At 71.1% G+C, this 20,657-nt stretch carries 19 protein-coding genes and 1 rRNA gene; 9 read left to right on the forward strand and 11 right to left on the reverse strand.

Annotation, left to right across the window (positions count from 1 at the left end; all coding sequences use genetic code 11):
- A 5S ribosomal RNA gene (gene rrf / locus HV826_RS31510) occupies positions 1-115 on the forward strand; the annotation flags it as partial.
- Between the two features lie 75 nt (positions 116-190).
- Here the strand turns inward: rrf and HV826_RS31515 are convergent.
- Together HV826_RS31515 and HV826_RS31520 are read right to left on the reverse strand one after the other, a co-directional pair.
- Positions 191-805, reverse strand: coding sequence for a DedA family protein (locus tag HV826_RS31515; protein ID WP_176420767.1), 615 nt, complete (start codon positions 803-805; stop codon positions 191-193).
- Between the two features lie 317 nt (positions 806-1,122).
- Positions 1,123-1,647 carry a tail fiber protein gene (locus tag HV826_RS31520; RefSeq protein ID WP_176420768.1) on the reverse strand — a complete coding sequence of 175 codons (525 nt, stop codon included), beginning with the start codon at positions 1,645-1,647 and terminating at the stop codon, positions 1,123-1,125.
- Positions 1,648-2,322: 675 nt separating this feature from the next.
- Here HV826_RS31520 and HV826_RS37900 point away from each other — a divergent pair.
- Complete coding sequence (locus HV826_RS37900; protein WP_368671035.1) at positions 2,323-3,879, forward strand: collagen-like protein; 1,557 nt, start codon at positions 2,323-2,325, stop codon at positions 3,877-3,879.
- Positions 3,880-3,964: 85 nt separating this feature from the next.
- Here the strand turns inward: HV826_RS37900 and HV826_RS31530 are convergent, their stop codons facing one another.
- The gene (locus tag HV826_RS31530) at positions 3,965-4,477 is read right to left on the reverse strand and encodes a GNAT family N-acetyltransferase (protein ID WP_176420769.1); all 513 of its coding nucleotides are present in this window, start codon (positions 4,475-4,477) and stop codon (positions 3,965-3,967) included.
- Between the two features lie 165 nt (positions 4,478-4,642).
- Between HV826_RS31530 and HV826_RS31535 the strand changes: the two genes are divergently transcribed.
- Together HV826_RS31535 and HV826_RS31540 are read left to right on the forward strand one after the other, a co-directional pair.
- The gene (locus HV826_RS31535) at positions 4,643-5,161 is read left to right on the forward strand and encodes a hypothetical protein (protein ID WP_176420770.1); all 519 of its coding nucleotides are present in this window, start codon (positions 4,643-4,645) and stop codon (positions 5,159-5,161) included.
- Between the two features lie 411 nt (positions 5,162-5,572).
- Positions 5,573-6,328: a DUF1338 domain-containing protein gene (locus tag HV826_RS31540; protein WP_176420771.1), complete on the forward strand. Its 756-nt coding sequence runs from the start codon at positions 5,573-5,575 to the stop codon at positions 6,326-6,328.
- Between the two features lie 8 nt (positions 6,329-6,336).
- On the opposite strand, the gene HV826_RS31545 is transcribed toward HV826_RS31540, so the two are convergent.
- From HV826_RS31545 to HV826_RS31555, 3 genes are read right to left on the reverse strand one after another with little or no spacing between them, the layout of a single operon-like run.
- Positions 6,337-6,927, reverse strand: coding sequence for a GNAT family N-acetyltransferase (locus HV826_RS31545; protein ID WP_176420772.1), 591 nt, complete (start codon positions 6,925-6,927; stop codon positions 6,337-6,339).
- Between the two features lie 25 nt (positions 6,928-6,952).
- The gene (locus tag HV826_RS31550; protein WP_176420773.1) at positions 6,953-8,182 is read right to left on the reverse strand and encodes an OmpA family protein; all 1,230 of its coding nucleotides are present in this window, start codon (positions 8,180-8,182) and stop codon (positions 6,953-6,955) included.
- A 28-nt stretch (positions 8,183-8,210) separates the two neighbouring features.
- Entirely contained in the window at positions 8,211-8,570 is a 360-nt protein-coding gene (locus HV826_RS31555) for a DUF4398 domain-containing protein (protein WP_176420774.1), read from the reverse strand.
- Between the two features lie 219 nt (positions 8,571-8,789).
- On the opposite strand from HV826_RS31555, the gene HV826_RS31560 reads away from it, so the two are divergent.
- Entirely contained in the window at positions 8,790-9,674 is an 885-nt protein-coding gene (locus HV826_RS31560; RefSeq protein WP_176420775.1) for a 5'-3' exonuclease H3TH domain-containing protein, read from the forward strand.
- 1 nt (position 9,675) lies between these two features.
- On the opposite strand, the gene HV826_RS31565 is transcribed toward HV826_RS31560, so the two are convergent.
- Entirely contained in the window at positions 9,676-11,742 is a 2,067-nt protein-coding gene (locus tag HV826_RS31565; protein ID WP_368671036.1) for an ATP-binding protein, read from the reverse strand.
- A 163-nt stretch (positions 11,743-11,905) separates the two neighbouring features.
- Between HV826_RS31565 and HV826_RS31570 the strand changes: the two genes are divergently transcribed.
- Positions 11,906-12,346, forward strand: a complete 441-nt coding sequence (locus HV826_RS31570; protein ID WP_176420777.1) for a group II truncated hemoglobin — start codon at positions 11,906-11,908, stop codon at positions 12,344-12,346.
- Positions 12,347-12,367: 21 nt separating this feature from the next.
- Here the strand turns inward: HV826_RS31570 and HV826_RS31575 are convergent, their stop codons facing one another.
- A complete protein-coding gene (locus HV826_RS31575) occupies positions 12,368-13,303 on the reverse strand; it encodes an acyl-CoA desaturase (RefSeq protein ID WP_255208255.1) in 936 nt (311 codons plus the stop codon).
- Between the two features lie 256 nt (positions 13,304-13,559).
- Between HV826_RS31575 and HV826_RS31580 the strand changes: the two genes are divergently transcribed.
- Complete coding sequence (locus HV826_RS31580; protein ID WP_176420779.1) at positions 13,560-14,105, forward strand: hypothetical protein; 546 nt, start codon at positions 13,560-13,562, stop codon at positions 14,103-14,105.
- A 35-nt stretch (positions 14,106-14,140) separates the two neighbouring features.
- Here HV826_RS31580 and HV826_RS31585 read toward each other — a convergent pair whose 3' ends face one another.
- Positions 14,141-15,628, reverse strand: coding sequence for an ATP-binding protein (locus HV826_RS31585; protein ID WP_176420780.1), 1,488 nt, complete (start codon positions 15,626-15,628; stop codon positions 14,141-14,143).
- 276 nt (positions 15,629-15,904) lie between these two features.
- Here HV826_RS31585 and HV826_RS31590 point away from each other — a divergent pair, with 276 nt between their 5' ends.
- A complete protein-coding gene (locus HV826_RS31590) occupies positions 15,905-17,866 on the forward strand; it encodes a potassium transporter Kup (protein ID WP_176420787.1) in 1,962 nt (653 codons plus the stop codon).
- Positions 17,867-18,144: 278 nt separating this feature from the next.
- The gene (locus HV826_RS31595; protein ID WP_176420781.1) at positions 18,145-19,158 is read left to right on the forward strand and encodes a hypothetical protein; all 1,014 of its coding nucleotides are present in this window, start codon (positions 18,145-18,147) and stop codon (positions 19,156-19,158) included.
- A gap of 10 nt (positions 19,159-19,168) precedes the next feature.
- Here the strand turns inward: HV826_RS31595 and HV826_RS31600 are convergent, their stop codons facing one another.
- Both HV826_RS31600 and HV826_RS31605 read right to left on the reverse strand, forming a co-directional pair.
- Positions 19,169-19,750 carry a TIGR02265 family protein gene (locus HV826_RS31600; protein ID WP_176420782.1) on the reverse strand — a complete coding sequence of 194 codons (582 nt, stop codon included), beginning with the start codon at positions 19,748-19,750 and terminating at the stop codon, positions 19,169-19,171.
- Positions 19,751-19,761: 11 nt separating this feature from the next.
- Positions 19,762-20,499 carry a metallophosphoesterase gene (locus HV826_RS31605; RefSeq protein WP_163781380.1) on the reverse strand — a complete coding sequence of 246 codons (738 nt, stop codon included), beginning with the start codon at positions 20,497-20,499 and terminating at the stop codon, positions 19,762-19,764.
- Between the last annotated feature and the right edge of the window lie 158 nt (positions 20,500-20,657).

A 20,657-nucleotide genomic window follows, 5' to 3' on the forward strand; every position in this document is an offset into this window, starting at 1 on the left:
CGGTGGCTATGTCGGAGGGGTTCCACCCGTTCCCATCCCGAACACGGAAGTTAAGCCCTCCAGAGCCGATGGTACTTCGCGGGAAACCGCGCGGGAGAGTAGGTCGCTGCCGGATTCTTTTTGAGAAACCCCCGGTGTCCCTCGTGGACACCGGGGGTTTTCTGTTTTTGGGCCGCTTGGGTTTCGCGCGTCACCGCGGGGGCCGCGCCAGGCGCCGCATGCGCAGCCTGCGCACGCCGCCCACCGTCAGCAGGGCCGCAGTGGTGGCCAGCACCAGCAGGTGCTCGGCCCGCGCCGTTCCCTTCGCCGCCGCGTCCACGCTGTGCGAGAAGGCGTACCCCAGCCCCACCACGACCGGGACGCTGATGCACAGCGCCAATCCATCCCAGAGCAGGAAGTGGCGCAGCCGCATGCCTTGCACCGCGGCCATGATGAACACCGCCCCGCGCAGCACTGAGAGAAATCGCCCTACGAAGACGCAGCGCCCGCCGTGGCGCGCGTAGAGCTGGCCCAGTCGCTCGCGGCGCTCAGGCGGCAGGAGCTTCTTCAGCCGTGGATGCTCGTACAGCGCGGGCCCCAACCTTCGGGCCGTGAGGAAGAGGGCCGTGTCTCCGCAGAGCACGCCGGCCATCCCGACCGCGAGCGCCAGGGCCATGGGAAGGACGTCCCGGTGCGCGAGGATGCCCAACGACAGCAGCACCAGGTCCTCTGGGATGGGCACACCCAGGCCTCCGGCGATCAGGGCGGCGAAGAGCAGGGCCGCCGAGCCATGGGTCAGCAGCCACGGGAGTGGACCTGCGGCCATCGCGTCCCCTTTCAGGGTTCATCCAGGCTCCATAGGGCGGACTGTGCGCGCCGCCCTGCGCTCCTGCCGGAAGAGGAGGACCTCCCGGGCGATGAGTTGAGGGGGCGGCCACGCGGGCACCGCCACCTCCGCCCCCGTGCCATATCGCAGCCCCCCACATGCCCACCCAGCGTGAAGCGGACTACCCACCCCGCCGCTCAGGGGCAGTGCGGACCTGGACGGGGGGGCTTGTTTCGCGGCGACCGTTCGCGTGGGGCTGCCGCGCCTCGCACGCCTGGACGGGGCGCGGCACGGCAGCCCTCAAGGCTCACGGTGCGTCAGTTTCGCGACGGGTAGATGCCTTCCAACGCGATGATGAAGTTGATGCACAAGAAGGGCGACATGTTGTTGTGCGGCTGGCTGCCGCCCGCGACGCCGATGGCGGCGGGGTTCATCGTCCCGTCGATGGGAGCGGCCCGGTAGTTGAGCACTGTTGCCGTGGAGTCCGCCGCGAGCACGGTGCCAATGGGCGTTTCCGTATCGCCGGCCTGGCTGCTCACATTCATGCTGTGATTGTGCGCCGGCATCTGCGTCGAAATCAGCGTTACGGTTTCAGTTCCGCCTTGTTCGCCCAGCGTGCGGGGGGACAGACCGGGGCCTTGACCTGGCTGCATGGGGTAGCGGCCACGCAGGTCCGGCAGGGCGAACGTCGTCTGCCCATTGCCACCATAGGTGGTGCCCAGAATGGAGAAGAGCGCCGTGTTCTGGGCGATGGGGAGAATCTGCCCCTGGCAGAAAGCCCAGCCCCGCGGAGCGAAGTTGCCTGCGAACATCATGACCTGACCGATGAAGGGCTCTGACACGTGCGTCACCTTTCGAGAAGAATGCGCATCCTCGCAGAGCAAAGGTCCGGCCAGCGCTCGAATCGCGCGTGTTTCATGTGTGTGTGACGGCGGCATGCAGTGAAACGTGAGGCGCGGTGCCTCCTTGTCTCGCTGTGTCACGCGCGCTCGTGCGTCCGGTGCAGACGCGGATGCGTCCAGCGCAGACGCTAGCGGGGGCTCGCGTGCCGGTGACACGCGGGTGCGTCCGACCCGGACGCCAGGGCAATGTTTCGCGGGTTCTCCTCCAGGAGAGAATCTGCCCGGTTGCCGCCGAACCTCTTGGGTCGCCCCGGTCTTCTTGGCGTGGCGTGAGGCTTGCTCAGAGGCCCTCGGCATGACGTTTCACGACGAGGAGACCGGCAGATGACGCAAGAGAACTGGCGACGCCCGCTGTATCAGAAGTGGTTTCAGGCGCTGCCGCTGACGGCACTGCTGGTGCTGTCGGCGTGTGAGGAAGGCACGCCGGGACCGCAGGGGCCGCAAGGTCCTGCGGGTCCCGCGGGCGCTGAAGGAGCGCCGGGGGCTGAGGGACCCGCTGGCCCCCAGGGTGAGCCGGGTGCGCCTGGCGCGGATGGGCCTCAGGGGCCGCAAGGTCCTGTGGGGCCCGCGGGTCCGGCCGGGGGGCCCGCGGGGCCTCAGGGGTTGACGGCGCTGGTGCGGACCGCGTCGGAGCCCTCCGGTGAGAACTGTTCCCAGGGCGGCGCCTTGGTGGAGACCGGTATCGACGTCAACCGGAACGGCGAGCTGGAGGATGAGGAGGTTGATGCCTCGCTGACCCGCTACGTGTGCAACGGCGAGCAGGGACCGGTGGGGGCCGTGGGCCCGCAGGGCCCCGAGGGGCCGCAGGGCCTTCGGGGTGAGCAGGGCGTACCGGGGCCTGTCGGTCCCCAGGGTGAGCAGGGGATTCAAGGTGACCTGGGTCCTGTTGGTCCGGCGGGCGCGGTGGGGCCTGTCGGTCCGGCGGGTCCGCAGGGCGCCACGGGAGCCGAGGGTCCGGTGGGCCCGGCGGGCGACACGGGGCCGCAGGGAGAGGTCGGCCTGGGCACGGTGATGCGGACGACCGTGGAGCCGGCCTCCGGCAACTGCGCCACCGGGGGCGTGCGACTGGAGACCGGTGTCGACGCCAACCGCAATGGCACGCTGGATGTGGGCGAGGAGACCGTCGCGCTCACGCGCTTCGTGTGCAACGGCCCCCAGGGGCCGCAGGGGGCCCAGGGGCCCGCGGGCGCGATAGGACCAGCGGGGGAAGCGGGGCCCGCGGGACCGACTGGAGCTCAGGGCCCGCAGGGGCCTCAGGGGGCCACGGGCTCGCTGGGCGCCTACGGTGACGGGTCCGGGGGGGCGCTCACCGTTGCCAACGGGAGCACGTTGGATTTGACCACGGCCGCGGGATACGCGTCGCTCGGGGGGCGGCATCACCTGCAGTTCACGACCGTCACCATCAGCGGCACATTGATTGTCCCCAGCGGGACGGTCATCCGGGCCACCGGCGACGTCACCATCAATGGCATGGTCATCGTGGACCCCAGCGCCGAAGACAACGGCACCGGGCCCGCGGAGGCAGGCGTGGCGCGTGCGGCCGCCGGTGAGCCCCAGGGGGGACGTGGGTTGTTGCCCCTTCAGGCCGCGCAGCTCCTGCGCCCCGGTGGTCTGGGCGGCGGCGCGGGTGCCAAGCAGGCGAATGTGTCCGGAGGCAAGGGCGGTGGCTCCCTGGTCATCCTGGCGCAGGGCGCGCTCCGTGTTCCGCCGGGAGGCGCCATCAACGCCAATGGCGAGGCCGGTGGGAGCGCCGCCAACTTGCCGGGTTCGGGCGGTGGCGCGGGCGGCGTCCTCGTCCTCGTGGGCAAGGGCTCCATCACCGTGGGCGGTGCAGTCCGTGCGGTGGGGGCCAACGGAGGCGCGGGCAACAACGCGGGTGGTGCGGGCAAGGGCGGTGGCGGTGGCGGTGCCGGTGGCATCATCCAACTGCTCTCCACCACGACGCCTGCCGTGACGGGCACCATCGCGGTGAACGCGGGCGCCGCGGGCGCCACCGCGAACCCCACAGGCGCCAGCCAGGCCATCTCCGCGGGTGGTGGTGGCGGCGCGTGCGGTGGCAATGGCGGCTCGGGTGGTGGCGGGACGCTGGCCGTGCCTCAGCCGTCCGAGGCGGGTGCCGTCGGATATGACCTCCGGACCGTCACGCCGACGCCGGAGAACGTGTTCCTGTAGGTCCTGATGTTTGGGGGGATGCGGCGGCTCGCGGGCAATCAGCTCGCGGGCCGTTCGTGTTTCCGGCGCATGGTTCGGCTGTGCATCAGTCCTGACGTGGCGCGGGGTTCCACGTCATGGCGACGTAGGGGGCGGCGGCCTCCTCCTCGGGCGGCTCGGTGTCCACCTCGAAGCCCAGGCGCTCGTACAGCCTGCGCGCGGGGCTGGTTCGCAGCACTCGCAGCCGGAGGGGGAGGCCCGCCTTCCCGGCCTCGTCCCGCACCTGGGTCAGCAGCCGGGTCCCCACGCCGCTGCCTTGGTGCGTGGGCAGCAAGGCGATGTCCACCACCCGCCACTCCGCAGCGTCCTTCGCGACCAGCAGGCGCCCCACGGGCTGGCCCTGGAGGCACACCACCAGGTGGTCGGCGCCGGGATGGCGGGCTGCCCAGTCGTGAGACTGCGCCATCCACTGCATGCGGAGGAAGGCGTCGCGCTGCGCGGGCGCCCAGCCCCATGCGGCGAGCTCGGACTCCCGGGTGCTGGCGTACAGCGCGAAGAGGAAGGAGTCATCCGAGGCCGTCGCGGCCCGCAGGTCAATGGACACAGTGGTGCGCAGCATGGCTCGACGGGCGACGACGCGTCCATCAGCGGACGGCCACCGCAGTGCGCCGTCATCCGCCCAACGGCGGATGCAAGCAACGGTAAATCCGGACGTCCTCGTAATCGTGGTTGGACGTCAGACCCGGATGAGATTCTCGGGAGCAGTTCCCGAAGGAGCCACACGATGAAGAAGACGCGAGAAGAGGCACTGAACCTCCAGGAAGCGGGGGACATGGAGGCGCGGTGGCGGGGCCTCGCCACCCAGTTGCTGGAGCTGGGCGACGACGCGATGGATGCGCAGCTCCTCGTGGCCTTCCGAGCCGCGCGTGACGACGGGGTGGTGCCTCCCGACGCGGGCTTCTTCCTGGTGGCCCACATCCTCACCACCATGGCGGACGAGGCGATTGGTGACGAGCCTCGCGTGTGCCGCCTGGCGCTGGAGTTGGAGTTGATGGAGCGCGAATACGGCGTCGAGCAGGGCGCCTGGCTCAGCGGCGAGGAGGCTCCCCCCGAGGACTGGGAGGCCCTGCGCGCGGCGTACGAGGCCGCTTGTGACGAGGCCCGCGCCACCTTCTTCACGGCCTATGGCGAGGAGGAGATGGCGCGGCTCTACCTGGATGACCGCTTCTGCTTCCACCGCCGCTTCGAGAGCGGGCGCCGCTTCTTCCACGGACTGCCCATGCTTCCCGAGCATCTGCACTGACTCTCAGTTCTCAATTTCTCTCATTCAAATGATGTGAGCCGCTTTTCACGCATCTCAGGCGGAATGTTGCGGCTACAAAGTTTGGATTAGCAGGACTTCAAGGTAGCTCAACGCGGTGTTGGTGCCGCGGTTTGCAGCGTCCTGGCATTTTCCGTCAGCACACCCTATTCCGGCGCTCGCTTCCGGTGAGCGGGTGGGGTGGCGGGGAAGAAGTCAATGCATACCATCGGTGTGAAGACTCGAAACTCCAAGGCGAGTCTTCAGCAGCTTCGCTGCTCGGCGGCGCGCGTCTCTGGCTGAAGTCCCCTCCAAGGACCCGGAGCCGCGCGCCGCCGCACTTTTCCCCGAGGGACGGTGGCCTGGGCCGGTCACGGCGGGCTTCGGCGGGTGGTGGCGTAAGCTTCGCGCCCCATGACCACCGACTCCGCCCACCGTCTCCTGGACCTGCTGTGGGAGCGCTACGCCGCGGAGGTGCCCTACGCGCGCACCTTCGTGCAGCTCTCCGGGGGCCGCTTCCGCAATGACCACGTCGCGCTCCGCTCGCTGGCCCGGCCCGGTGGAGGCATCGCGCTTTTCTCGCAGCCCTTCATCCGGCTCGGCTGGAAGGCCGCGGGCGCGTACACCTTCCCGGACGCGCACCTGTCCGCCATCTATCTGTCACATCCGGCGGGGCTGCCCCGCATCTTCATCTCCGAGCTGAAGCAGGAGGAGCTGCCCCCGCGCGCTCGCGAGCTGCTCGCCCGGCTGCCCGAGGACCCCGCGCCTCCCGAGGACGTGGACGCACTGGCCGCGTGGTTCGGCCCGCCGCCCCCGCCGGACGAGGCCGCGCTGCTGGAGCTGGAGAAGGCGTCCCAGTATGGCGCCTGGCTGCTCGCCTTCGGCCGCAAGGTGAACCACTTCACCGGCTCGGTGGACGACGTGGAGGCGTGGCAGAAGCGCATGCGCGAGGCCGGCGTGCCGATGAAGGCCGACATCGAGGGCGCGCCCGGGACAGCGCTGCGGCAGACCGCCACGCAGGCCGCGCCGCTGCCCGTGTTGCTCAAGGGCGGTGGCGTGCGCTCGTGGCCGTACGCCTACTTCGAGATTGCCCAGCGCACGCCGGACTTCGATGGCTTCCTGGGCCCCCAGGCCCGGGCGCTCTTCGACATGACGAAGCGCGGCGAGTAGCCCTCGGGTCATCCCCGCCGGCCAGGGGCAATCAGCGCGTTGAGGACGTGGTCTCGCCACTGGCCGTCGATGAGCAGGAGCTCCCGCGCGATGCCCTCCACCTGGAAGCCCAGGCGCTTCAGCACCGCGGCGCTGCGCAGGTTCTCCGGCAGGTGGTTGGCTTGGAGGCGGTGCAGGCCCATGACGTTGAAGGCGTAGTCACACAGCGCGCGCAGGGCCTCCGTCATCAGGCCCTGGCCTTCGTAGTGGTGGTCCAGGCCGTAGCCCAGGTCCGCGGACTGCAACGGGCCTCGGCGGATGTTCGTGAGCGACACGTTGCCGATGATGGGCGCCAGCTGGAAGGGCTGGCTTCGTGGCAGCAGGAACACGCGCAGCGACAGGTCGCGCCGGAAGTCCTCGCGGTCCTGCGCCAGCCGCGTGCGCCAGTACGTCACCGAGAAGAAGTTGGCCGGCCGCGCCGGCGACACGGTGGAGACGTGCTCCCGGTTCGCCTCGTGGTACGCGAGCACCCGCCACGCCGCATCCGGCGGAAGCTGCGCCAGATGCAGGCGTTCGGTGCTCAGCAGGCTGGGGACTGCGTCTGTGCCCATGGCGGGCATTCTCAACCCCGGCGTCCGTTGGCTTTCAGCGCCGAGGCGTCGTCGGGGACTGCGCGCCGCTGCCGCCGATGGCCTCCTCTCCTCCGTGCGGGAGGATGATTTCCACGCGCCGGTTGTTGGCCCGGCCCTCGGGGGTGGAGTTGTTGGCGACGGGCCGGTACTCGCCCAGGCCGCGCACCTCCACGCGGTCACGGCTCACGCCCTGGCTGATGAGGAACTCACGCACGCGCTCCGCGCGCCGGTAGGACAGGGCTTCGTTCATCGCGTCCGAGCCCGTCGAGTCCGTGTGGCCTTCAATCACCATGGGGCTGTCAGACGCCTTGAGCGCGTTGGCCACCTCCGTCAGTTGCTCACGCGCCGCTGGGAGCAGGTCCACCGCGTTCGACGCGAACAGCACCTGCCCCGACAGCGTCAGCACCAGGCCTCGGGCCTCCTCGCGGACCTTCACGTCGCGCGCCGTCGACTCCAGCTGCGTCAGGGCCTCCGTGGCGCGCTGTTCCGCGTCAAGCCGTGCCTGTCGCTCGCGTTCCAGCTCCCGCTCCACCTGGCGCCGTGCCTCCTGCTCCGCTTCCAGCTCCGCCGAGCGCTGGAGCAGTTCGTGGTTCTCCTGGGCCAGGCGCTGGGATTCCGTTTCAGCCCGCGCCCGGCGCTGCTCTTCTTCCTGGAGCCGCGAGGTCTCCTCCGCCAGCCGCCGCGACTCCGCCTCCTGCTGCTGGGCCAACCGCCGCAGTTGCTCCGCCTCGTGCTGGCGCCGCTGCGCATCCAGCCGCATGCGCTCGGCTTCCTGCCGCCGCGTCACGGCGTGCTGTCGGGACTGCTGCTGCTCCTGGAGGGCTTGCAGCCGCTCACGCTCGGCCTGGGCGAGCTGCTGACGGGCCGCCTCCAGCTCCGCCTGGGAGCGCTGCCATTGCCGCGCCTGGGCTTGCTGGAGCGTGGCCTGGGCCTGGGCCTGCCTCCGCGCCGCCAGGTCCGCGGTGCCGCGCGCCCCCGCCGTCTCGGACTTGCGCAGCGCCACGTAGGACAGCGAGCGGGTGCGAGGGGAGTCCTGGCTGCGGTCGTACTCCCGCTCGGCTTCCAGCAGCGCATCCCGCGCCGCCGCGACGTCGCGGGGACGCTCACGGCCCTGGGGGCTGGTGGAGACCTCCTGGTACGCCGCGCGCGCGTTGAGGAGCTCCTGTGGCGGCGGCGTGTGTGCGCACCCCACGGCGGCCAGCGCAGTGACGCCGGCGAGGGCCTTCCATCCACGCTTCAGCATGTCGCTCTCTCCTGTCGAGGTTGTCGGCTCACGGTTGGCCGCGGCGCAGCGACTCCGCCTGGGCGGCCGTGCGTCGCGACTCGCGCTCCAGCGGGACGGCCCGGGCCAGCGCGTGCGCCAGCTCCGCGTCCGCCTCGGCCTGCCTGAAGCGCAGCTCCGCGGCTTCCTGTTCGCCTTCCACCCACAGCCGCTCCGCGTCGGCAATCTGCTGCCGGGCGAACTCCAGGTGGAGGGCCGCTTCGGGGACCCGGGCGGCGCCAGCGCCTTCCGCCGCGCGCAGCGAGGCCTCGGCCTGCACGCGGTGCTCATTCGGCGCGGGGAGCACCTGCCGCCCGGCGCATCCCGCCATCGTCAGGCCCAGCAGCACCGCCGCCAGCTTCAGGCGCATGGTTTCACCTCCTGCCGCTCGAGGACGTGGACACGCGTCATGGCGCGCCCAGACGTAGAGGTGGGGCCTCGGAGACAGGCCGGCAATCCAACCGTGGCAGGGTTGGTCGAAGAGCGGGCGGGCAGCCATACAGGCGCCTCACCTCCAGCGTGGGGACTTCCCCTCACGGGCGCACCTGGGCGCTGGCCGGCGTGCGCCACCGGGGGTAGAGAGGGTGACATGCGCCTGCACCTGGTCGACGGCACCTACGAGCTCTACCGCGCCCACTTCTCGCCCCGTCCAGGGCATGCCGCGCCGGGTGGACAGGACGTGAAGGCCACGGTGGGGCTGATGTCCTCGCTGCTCGCGCTGTTGCACGACGCGGACGAAGCGGTGACGCACGTGGCGGTGGCGTTCGACAACCCCATCCGCTCGTTCCGCAACGCGCTGTTCGACGGCTACAAGAGCGACGAGGGCGTCCCTCCGGAGCTGCACGCGCAGTTCGACCTGGCGGAGGAGGCCGTGCGCTCGCTGGGCGTCACCGCGTGGTCCATGAAGGAGCAGGAGGCGGATGACGCGCTGGCCACCGCCGCGGCGCGGTGGGCGGACGCGGTGGAGCAGGTGCGGCTGCTCACGCCCGACAAGGATTTGGGCCAGTGCGTGCGCGGCAGCCGCGTGGTGCAGGTGGACCGGCGGCAGGAGAAGGTGCTCGACGAGGACGCGGTGCGCGCGAAGCTGGGTGTGCCGCCCGCGAGCGTGCCGGACCTGCTGGCGCTGATGGGCGACGCGGCGGATGGCATCCCCGGACTGCCGGGCTTCGGGGAGAAGGGCGCGTCGGCGCTGCTGAGCGCGCATGGCCACCTGGAGGACATCCCCGCGGAGGCGTCCGAGTGGAAGGTGCGTCCCCGGGGCGCGGAGAAGCTGGCCGCGACGCTGCGCGAGCACCGTGCCGCCGCGCTGCTCTACCGCCAACTGGCCACGCTGGTGACGGATGCGCCGCTGCCGGGCACGTCGTCGCTGGAGGACCTGGCGTGGAAGGGCGTGCCGGCCGCCGCGTATGAAGCGTTCTGCGACCGGCTGGGCCTGACGACGCTCAAGCGCCGTCCCAAGCGCTGGGCGCCCTGAGCTACCCCGTGGCCTCGCCGCCGTCCGGGCGCACGGGCAGCGCGGTGGGCGCATGCCGCGGCAGCCGCACGGTGAAGGTGGTGCCCGCCTCCTCCTGGGAGCGCGCCTCCACCGTGCCGCCGTGGGCTAGGACGATGCTGCGCACGATGTAGAGCCCCAGGCCGATGCTGCGCCGGCCCTGGTCCTCTGGACGCACCGTGGCGCGCTCCAGCGGTTCGAAGATGCGCGACTGCCGCTCCAGCGGAATCGCCGGGCCCAGGTTGTGGACCTCCAGCACGACGCCGTCGTCATCGCCTCGGGACTTCACTCGCACGGGCGTGCCGGGCGGGCTGTACTGCAAGGCGTTGCCCACCAGGTTGCCAATGAGCTGCGCAAGCCGGTCCGGGTCCCACGTGCCCAGGCCGTTCCCGGTGCGCTCCGTCTCCAGTCGGCGGTCGGGCCAACCGGCGTGCACCTCGTCCAGCACCGCGCGCACGACTTCGTGCAGGTCCATGGGCTGGGGGTACACCGGCAGCCCCGTGCCCTGGCGCGCGCGGGTGAAGTCCAGCAGGTCGCGAATCATCCGCGTCGCGCGGTCCGCCGAGCTCCGGATGCGCTGCGCCTGCCGCTCCTGCCGCTCATCCAGCGGCCCGCGCTGGAGCATCATGGACACCGCCAGGGTGATGGCCCCCAGCGGGTTGCGGAGGTCGTGGCTGACGATGCCGATGAGCTGCCGCTCGAAGTCCGCGCGGGCCTTCATCTGCTGCGCCAGCTCCGACTCCTTGCGCCGCGCCAATACGGAGTCCGTGACTTCCGCCGCGAACAGGATGACGGCCGCCAGCCGGCCGCTGGCGTCCCGCATCGGCTGGTACATGAAGTCGAAGTAGCCCTCTGGCGGGGGGCCCCCGGGCACCTGGGCGATGCGTATGGGCAGCTCCCGCGCGCTGAAGGGCTCGCCGGTGGCGAAGACGGTGTCCAGCACCTCGAGGACGTTCTGGCCCTCCAGCTCCGGCAGGGCCTCGCGGAGCGTGCGGCCCACCAGCGGACGCTGGCCAACGCGCTGTCGCAGCCGCGCGTTGGCCACCACGCAGCGCTGGTCGGGCACGCTCAGCACGCCGAGCAGCGCGGGCACCTGTTCGAAGAGCGTGGCCAGCATGGCGCGCTGCTGGTCTGATTCCTCCCGGGCGCCGCGCTCCAGCTCCAGCAGCCGGGCCCGGCCGGCCTCGGCCTCCTGGCGCTCGGTGACGTCCTGCATGGCGCCCACCACCTGCGTGGCCTTGTCCTGCGCGTCGCGGATGATGTGGCAGCGGTCCGCCACGTAGGCCCAGGAGCCGTCTCCGCGCTGGAAGCGGTAGGTGCCCTGCCACTCGTGCTCGGGGCCTTCCAGCGTGGCCTGGAGGCTGGCGACGACGCGCGCGCGGTCGTCCGGGTGAAGCCGCTCCTCCCACCAGCGACGCTCGTCCTGGATGGTGCCGGGGGCGTAGCCGAAGACCTCGTGCAGGCCGCTCGTCCAGTCCATGAGGCCCGTGCGCGGGTCCCACTCCCACACCGCGTCCCGCGTGGCGCGCGCCGCCAGCCGGAAGCGCAGCTCGCTGCGCCAGGCGCGCTCCTCGGCGGCCTGGACCTCCGTCAGGGTGCCTTCCAGCCTCCGGCGTCGCGCCCGTTCGTCCTCCAACGTCTTGCGCCGGCTGCGCTCCCACTGCGCCAGGGCCTGGACGCGCGCGGCGAACTCCATCGGGCGGAAGGGCTTGAAGACGTAGTCGTTGGCCCCCACGGAGAGGCCTTCCACCACGTCCTCCGCGCGCGTGTTCCCGGTAATCAGCAGGACGGGGACGTGCTCGGAGGCGGGATTGCTCCGGACGAAGCGGCAGACCTCCAGGCCCGACATGCCGGGCAGGTGCCAGTCCAGCACGAGCACCTCGGGCACGGGCCCTTGCGTCAGGGCCTCCAGCAGTGAGGCCCCGTCCAAGAACCCGGTGACCCTGCAGTAGGGCTCTAGCGCCCGGCAGATGGCCTGGGTCTCTACTGGACTGTCGTCGAGCACCCAGACCACGGGGGGAGAGGGCGCGACGCGGGGGGAGATGGGCACGGGTGGCCGTGGCTCTAGCAACCGCCTCTCACCCAGGTCAAATCTTCCACGGCAGGCGGACCCTGGACCGCCTGCCTCTCTGTCCGCCGGACGTCAGCCAGGCGTTTCGAGGGGAATGACGAGTCTCCATGAACCCGGACGTCGCCAGCGGTAGAAGGAGAGCATGTCCGTACCATTGAACATGCCCTCCGAAGACGACTGGGTGCCAAGCCAGGACGACCTGCCGTACCACCGGCTGGGCGGCACTGAAGCGGCCATGGCCCTGGCCGAGGCCTTCTACGACGCCATGGACGCCCACGAGCCCGAGCTGGCGCGCCTGCACGAGCTGGACGCCGAGGGCCGGGTGAACCGCGGCACGCGCGAGCGCTTCGGCCTGTTCCTCGCGGGATGGCTGGGCGGACCGCAGGACTACACGGAGCGTCATGGCCACCCCCGACTGCGCATGCGGCATGGCCACCTGCCCGTGGGCGTCGCCATGCGGGATGCGTGGATGCGCTCCATGCAGCGGGCCATGGACGCGCGGGGCATCACCGGGGGCCTGCGCCGCTTCCTCGAACAGCGCTTCGCCCATGTGGCGGACTTCCTGCGCAACGTCGAGGAGTGAAGCACAGCCCACCTGGAGGCGTCAGGCCCGGAGCAGGGCGAGCGCGCACGGACGCCGCCGGGTCGTCCGACGAGGCTCCGGGCGGCGCAGGCGTGCACCCAGGCGCGGCGGAAGGTGGGCCAGCGACTTCACGTCGTGCACCAGTCGCAGCGCGGCCAGCCCGCGCACGGCCCACCAACCCGGGTCCGGCTGCCGCCACCCGAGCCCCATCTGCGCCGAGGCCGGGTAGACGTGGTGGGTGTTGTGCCACGACTCACCCATGCTCAGCAGCGCCAGCCAGCCGGCGTTGCGCCCCTGTTCGGCGCAGCCCGGCAGCTCGTAGGGCTGCTCGCCCTCCACGTGGCTCACGTAATGGACGCACCAGAAACCGTCCTGGGTGAGCGCCAGCCGCACCAGGATGCCCCAGGCCACCCAGGGCGCCCCGCCCAGCGCGTACAGGGCCAGGGCGAGCGGCACCTGGAGCCACGGGCCCGCGCGCTCCAGTCCGCGGAAGAACGCGTCCTGCGTCACCCGCGGCGCCGCTGGCACGTCCGGGGCGCCGTCGCGCGGGCGCCAGGTGTGGAAGAGGGCGTAGGCCATGGCGCGCGTGAAGCCCTCGCGGTAGCCGAAGTAGGGCGGGCAGTCCGCTTCCGGCTGGTTCTGGTGGAAGTCGCGCAGGTCATGCATGCGGCTCATCGCGATGGGGCCGCCCAAACCGGCCAGGGTGCCGAGCAGCGCCAGCGCGCGCTCCACGGGCGCCGAGGCACGAAAGGCCCGGTGGATGAGCCCCCGGTGCAGGCCCACCGACACACCCAGGCACATCGTCACCGCGGTCAGCCCGGCGAACACCGCCACCGCGCTCCACGAGAAGAAACAGGCGCCCCCCACCAGCGCGCCCACGTGCAGGAGGCTCCAGCGCAGCACCTTGCCTCCGTCCAGCCTCGCCGTTCCCCACCGCGCGCTCCCTGTCTCCGCCATGGCCCGCTCCTTTTGGAAGGGCGCCATCGCAAGGAGCCTGCCACCGGAGGCCGGGCTTGTTTCCGAGGGGTTGCGCGCGCGGAGGCGGGCTGGGTGTCAACGCCGTTCACAGCGTGCGCCCACGGCGTGGACGGTGGATGCCCGCCGGGCCGGGAGCAATTCCCGGGGGTTACCCCAGGGTGAATGACGGGCCGGTATCCGGTGGCCACACTGTCGTTATTCAGCCGGGGATGAAACCGTACGAGGAGGTCTCCACATGAAGCGCATGCTGATTCCGCTCCGCCGGAGCGTGCTGGTGTTGGGAGTGGTGCTGGGGGCGGGTGTGGCGATGGCCGAGCCGAAGCAGGACGCCATCAACCTGAAGATTGCCTTCCAGTCATTCAACCTGGAGATGACGCCCGAGGCAGTGACGGGGGCGGACTTCCAGGTGGCTCGCTCGCCCGGGATGCTGAAGGGCCGCGGGCTGAAGGGCAACTTCGCCCTGACGCTGAAGGACGGGTCGGTGGAGGGCGCCGTCGGAGGCGCGCCGGTGAACCTGACGGTGACGAAGGAGGGGGACGCCATCGTGGCCAAGGGCGGCTTTGGCGGACGCCCCGTCAACCTGAAGCTGAGCCCCAGCGAGCTCACCATCTATGTCCGCGACTGCACCTACCGGCTGAAGGCGGAGAACACGAACCGCTTCTACACGGGCCGGCGCAGCTGCGACCGGGCCATGACGCCCGGCTCGGAAATCTGGCTGCCGGACGAGTTCCTCGCGGCGAGCCCCGAGGAGAAGGCCGCCATCCTGTTCCTCGCGCTGTGAGGGGCGCGCCCGCGCGGGTGGGCCTTCAAGCGTCCTCACCCGCGCGTCCGCGGCAGCACCACGGTGAAGGTGGAGCCCACGCCCAGCTCGCTGCGCACGGTGACGTGGCCGCCCATGGCCTCCACCACCTCACGGACAATCCACAGCCCCAGGCCCACGCCGTGGTAGTCCCGGCCGGACACGGCGCGCTCGAAGCGGTGGAAGAGGCGGGGCAGGTGCTCCGGCGCGATGCCGATGCCCGCGTCGCGCACGTCCAGCCGCACGTGGGCTTCGGTGCTGGACAGCGCCACCTGGACGGGGCCGCCCCGCCCATACTTCATCGCGTTGGACACCAGGTTGGTGAGGACCTGGTCCAGGCGCAGCCGGTCCCAGTGGCCGTGGGCCTCCCGCGGCAGCGTCAACGTCAGGTGTGTCCCCTCGCCCGCCAGCTCTGGCTCGAAGCGCTCCGCCACCTCGCGGACCAGGGCGCCCAGGTCCACGGGCTCCGGGTTCAGCTCCAGCCGTCCGGCGTGGATGCGCGACACGTCCAGCAGCGCGTCGATGAGCTTCACCTGCCGTTTCGCCTGCCGGCCCACCCAGTCCAGGCCCCGGTGCAGCCGCTCCCGAGGGACGGCGTCCGGTGAGCGCTCCAGCACGGTGCGCAGGTGCTGCACCTGGAGCTGGAGCGCGCTGATGGGGGACTTCAGCTCATGGCTGGCGATGGCGAGGAACTCCTCGCGCAGGCGGATGGCCTGTCGCGCCGCGTGGTACTGGCTCGCGTGCTCCAGGGCGGGTGACGCCCGGCGCGCCAGCTCCCGCGCCAGGGCCACGTCCCGCGCGTCAAAGGCCCGGCCGGCGCGGGTGAGAACCAGCGCGGCGCCCTTGCGCCCTGGCCACGCCAGCGGAACGCCCAGCCAGGATGGCGGCTCCGCGTGGAGCGCCGGCCCTCCGGACGCGATGATTCGCGACACCGCTGCTTCGTCCGGGACGCAGGGCGCGTCCGCGCCGAGAGGCTCCCGTGCGCCCAGGCCCGCGGACGCCACGCACCGCACCTCGCCCAGGGCGTCCTCGAGGAACACGCGACAGGAGTCCGCGCAGCCAGGCACGGCGAGCCGCACCAGGTGCTCCAGCGTCGCGTCCTGCTCCAGGCTGGCGCCCAGGACTTCACTGGCCTCCGACAGGAGCCGGCGGTGGGCCTCACCCCGGCGTCGCTCGGTGACATCCACCAGCGTGCCCATGCACTGGGCGGACCCGGTGGACGCTGGCAGGGAGGCCGCCCACAGCTCGACGTGGAGAGGCGCGCCATCGCGCCGGTGGAGCTCCAACTCCAGACAGGGCGGCTCCAGGCCTTGCGAGGCCTGCTCCAGATGGCGGCGGAACAGCTCCCAGCGGGCGTCGGTGGCCCAAGGCGCGCGGTGGCCGAGCACGTCCTCCCGGCTCCAGCCGAAGAGCCGCTCGGCGGCGGGGTTCCACAGCCGCACCGTGCCGTCCAGGTCCAGCAGGTGCATGGCCAGGGGGGAGACCTGGAAGATGGCTTCCAGCACCGCTGGACCTCGTGCTCCGGACCGCCGGGCCTCTGCCTGACCCTGTGCCGCCACCATCGTCATCGCGTCTCCCCCCCGTCGTGTTGCATGGGAACATGGCTGAAGCGGGGCGAGGAGCGTCCGTCCGGGCAGGGCGGCCGTGCCGTCGCGGGTGTCGAACATCTGCGGCCTGGGAGTGTCCGTTCCGGACGCACTCCCCGCCCTGGGGCCCCGTGAAGCCGAGGCGGGGATGCGGCATGCGCACACGGGAATATGCCGGGCGCGACACGGTCGCGGTTGCTCTGGGCCCGGGTTCAGCTAAAGCGCGGCGTCGTGAAAGCGACCACCACCGGAGTGCCGGGCGGCGAAGACGTCAAGAAGGGCCCGGACACCTTCAAGCGCTCGGCGTTGCTGGCCCTCGGGGCCCTGGGCATCGTCTACGGCGATATCGGCACGAGCCCGCTGTACGCGTTGCGCGAGTGCTTCACGGGGGCGCACGGGATTCCGCCGACGCCCGCGAACGTGCTGGGGGTGCTGTCGCTCATCTTCTGGTCGCTCATCATCACCGTGTCGGTGAAGTACCTGCTGCTGGTGATGAAGGCGGACAACCGGGGCGAAGGCGGCATCCTGGCGATGATGGCGCTGGTGATGCAGCGGCAGCGCGCGCAGCCGCCCCACCGGTCGCGTCCGGTGTTGATTACGCTGGGCATCTTCGGCGCGGCGCTCCTCTATGGAGACGGCATCATCACCCCGGCCATCACCGTGCTCAGCGCGGTGGAAGGCCTGCATGTGGCCACGGACGTCTTCGACCCCTACGTCATCCCCATCGCGCTGGTCATCCTGGTGGCGCTCTTCCTGGTGCAGCGGCACGGCACCGCGGACATCGGCGCCGTGTTCGGGCCCGTCATGTGCGTCTGGTTCCTCACGCTGGCCGCGCTCGGCGTGAAGGAGCTGGTGCACAACCCGGCGGTGCTGGGCGCGCTGTCGCCCTGGCACGCGGTGGAGCTGTTTCGTCACAACCACCTGCATGGCTTCCTGGTGCTGGGCGGCGTGTTCCTGGTGGTGACGGGCTGCGAGGCGCTCTACGCGGACATGGGCCACTTCGGCCGCAAGCCCATCCAGTTGGCGTGGTTCTCCATGGTGCTTCCGGCGCTGATGCTCAACTACCTGGGGCAGGGCGCGCTGGTGCTGCGCGACCCGGGCGCCGCGCGCAACCCCTTCTTCCTGCTGGCGCCGTCCTGGATGCTGTATCCGCTGGTGGCGCTGTCCACGGTGGCGGGCGTCATCGCCTCACAGGCGCTCATCGCCGGGGTGTTCTCCCTGACGCGCCAGGCGATGCAGCTGGGCTACAGCCCGCGCATGGAGGTAGTGCACACCTCGGCGGAGGAGATGGGGCAAATCTACCTGCCCGGCTTGAACTGGGCGCTGCTGGTGGGCGTGGTGGCGCTGGTGCTGGGCTTCCGCTCCTCCAGCGCGCTGGCGTCGGCCTACGGCATCGCGGTGTCCACGGCCATGGTCATCACCACCCTGATGGCCTACGTGGTGGCCCGGGAGCTGTGGGACGTGCGGCGGTGGGTGGCCATCCCCGTGGTGGGCCTGTTCCTGGTGGTGGAGCTGGCCTTCTTCGGCGCCAACGCGGTGAAGGTGGCGGACGGCGGCTGGTTCCCGCTGCTGATGGCCGTCGTCGTGTTCACGCTGATGACGACGTGGAAGCGGGGGCGCGACATCCTGGCGGCCAAGCTGCGCGCGTCCAGCATCCCCTTGAAGGAGCTGCTGGGCAGCTTCGGTGACCATCCGCCGGTGCGGGTGCCAGGCACGGCCATCTTCATGACGGGCAACGCGGAAGGCACCCCGCCCGCGCTGCTGCACAACCTCAAGCACAACAAGGTGCTGCACGAGCAGGTGGTGCTGCTGACCATCCTCTCCGAGGAGCTGCCGCACGTGCCGCCTGGCGAGCGCGTGGAGGTGGAGCCGCTGGAGCAGGGCTTCGTGCGCGTGGTGGCGCGCTACGGCTTCATGGAGAACCCGGGCATCCCCGACGTGCTGAAGCGCTGCCGTGAGAAGGGGCTCCAGTTCCAGCTGATGGGCACCAGCTTCTTCCTGGGACGGGAGACGCTGATTCCCACCAGGCGCCCGGGCATGGCCGTGTGGCGCGAGGCGCTGTTCGCCTGGATGAGCCGCAACGCGCGCAGCGCCACCTCGTACTTCCGCATCCCGCCCAACCGGGTGGTGGAGCTGGGCGCGCAGGTGGAGCTGTAGCCCCGTGAACGCCAGAGCCAAGGCGGGTGCGCTTCACCCCACATCTGCCTTGACTCTTTGCGTTGAATGACGCTTCTGTACCCCTGGCTGCGCCTCCCTGCCACATCCATGTCCGGATTTACCTCTCGGACGGAAAATTACGACAGGAAGCAACAAATCGGACCGTATGTCGAAAATCATTTTGTCCGGCGGAATGAAGCCTCCGCGGACGGAACGAAGCTCGGCATCTCGCAAACCGGTGTCCCCCGACACCCCTCGTCCGAAACCAGGTCAGCCCCATGCTCGACATCGCGCCCTCGTCCGCCAACTCCGCTGTTGCCCCTGCCTCTGCCTGGGCTTCGTCGGAGCAGACGTTGGAGACGCTGTCGGGCCTGGCGCCGCACACGCTGCTGACGCATGCGGACCTCTACCCGCGCATCTGCGTGAGGGATCCGTACTACGCCCTCAAGGACGTGACGGTGATGGGGGCGGGCGAGGTGGTGGCGCGCATCCCGGTGCAGCAGGACCCGGACGCGGAAGCGGGCCCCATTGGCCTGGGTGAGGCGGGGCGGCACCTGGCGATTCTGGGCTCGTGCGCGTCCGCGCTGATGTCGCCCAAGGACGGCCAGCACTTCTACCTGGCGTGCGGCGCGCGCGGGGAGTGGCTGCGGCCGGAGCCCATGGCCCGCGCCACGGACCTGCTGTGGGGGCTGGCGAAGGCGGAGTTCACCGGCCGCCGGACGGCCACCGCGCGCACGCTGCTGTCGCTGCCGGATGGCACGCCGTTCTTCCGCCTGGAGGTGGACTACAACGTGCTGTCCGCCGCCGCCTTCACGCGCCTGTTCGGCGAGGCCCGGGTGGACATGCGCCGCGAGCCGCGCCGCGACGAAGGCGTGCAGCGCACCCCCGAGGAGTGGGCCCGGCTGCGGCAGAACCCCTACAGCAAGCCGCTGGCGCTGCGCGACTGGCGGCCGGACGGTGAGAGCCTGTCGGCCACGCTGGGGCCGGTGACGGCGGAGATGTGCAAGGGGCACTTCGCGCTGCACCCGGTGATGCCGGTGGCCGTGGTGGCCAGTGGCATGACGCGCGTGGCCACCACGCTGCTGCGCCGGCTGGAAGGCGCGCCGTGGGCCCGCTGCATGGCGAAGGACGTGCGGCTGAAGGCGGACACCCTGGCCTACGCGGGCCAGACGGTGAGGTTCGGCGCCGTCCGCCGCGCGCACGACGGTGACGCGCACACCTTCACCTGCCAGGCGTCGGTGGGCGAGCGCGTCGTCGCCGAGCTGGACGTCACCTACACCCGCGTGGACTGAGCGCCGCGCCTCAAGCCCACCGGATGTCGTAGTCCGCGCTGTCGATGCCTCGCGGCGTCGCGCGCGCGGTGCCCTTCAGGCCCAGCACCTTCAGCGCGCCGGTGAGGATGCCCTCGTGGTAGGCGGGCGGCAGCATGTCCCGGCGCATGTGCAGCGTGCCGGAGGTGGGGCCGGTGGGCACGTAGTCGCGGCTGCCGTAGCTGACGGCCGCGCCGTAGCCCATCTGCGCGCCCGCGAAGAGCTTCTGCGGGTCCCCGCGGGAGATGATGCCGAAGATGAGCATCCCCGGCCCGGTGGAGAAGCGCGTCACGTCCTTCTCGCCGCAGGCATGGAAGACGGCGTCCTCGGGGCCCAGCAGCGGCTCCAGCGCGTCCGCCGCGCGGTAGAGGAGCGTCAGGAAGTCCCGCGCCGGGTACGTGCGCAGGTCCGTGTACGCCGCGCCTGGCGCCCCCGCGCGCACCGCCTCCATCGCCGTCAGGCCCGCCTGCTGCTGGACGAGGCTGAGCACCGACTTGAAGAACAGCCCCCGCACCGAATCACCCGGCTGCACGGCCGCGAGCCGGGCCTCGAGCTCCGCCTTGTTGGACGGCATGGCGCGCCTCCTCACACCTCGTCGAGCAGCATCGGGGCGAAGCCCGCCGCGTCACACGAGGCCAGCACGTAGCGTACGCCGCCGCGCTCGCCCGTGAAGCCCGCGGCGATGCCGGCCGCGTGCAGGTGGCCGTAGACGCACACCTTCGGTCCGAAGGCTTCAATGGGCTCGCTGAAGGCGGTGGCCTTCTCGTTCGCGTACACCGGCGGGAAGTGCACGGCCACCACGCGCACCAGCGGCGTGGCGCTGGCCGCCTCCTTCTTCTTCGCGTCCTCCATGGAGGCCGTCAGCCGGCGCGTCTCCCGCTCCACGTAGCCGGTGTCCGCCGCCTCGTCCCCCATCTCCCCGCCGGGCATGGGCGGCGCTTCCGGCGCGGTCCACAGCCGGCTGCCCGCAATCACCCAGGGGCCCATGACGACGGCGTTGTTGTGGAGGAAGCCCTCCAGCGTGCGAAAGGGCTCCAGCAGCTTGCGCAGCTTGGAGGCGGAGTCACCCCACCAGTAGTCGTGGTTGCCGCGCACCAGCACCTTGCGACCCGGGCGCGCGTCCAGCCACGCCAGGTCATCCATCACCTCGTGGGCCCGCGTGGCCCAGGAGATGTCCCCCGCCACGATGACCACGTCCTCCGGCGCCACCCGCTCATCCCACGCGCGTTGCAGCGGCAGGGGATGCTCGGACCACCCGAAGCGGTGCATGTCCTTCTGTCGCGTGGAGGGCAGGTGGGTGTCGCCGATTCCGAAGAGCCGCATGGCCCCCCTCATAGCGGAAGCCCTCGCCCCTGTCGGCACCCGCGTCCCAGCCCCTGCATCCGGTGTCACGACACAAGGCCAGGGACATTGGAATGGCGGTAAAGAAGCTTTACGAAAGCTTGTCTCGAAAAACGTCAGTGCGACATCCGGTGACCAGT

It is taken from the genome of Myxococcus sp. AM010 (assembly GCF_013372585.1).
GTDB classification, from domain to species: domain Bacteria; phylum Myxococcota; class Myxococcia; order Myxococcales; family Myxococcaceae; genus Myxococcus; species Myxococcus vastator.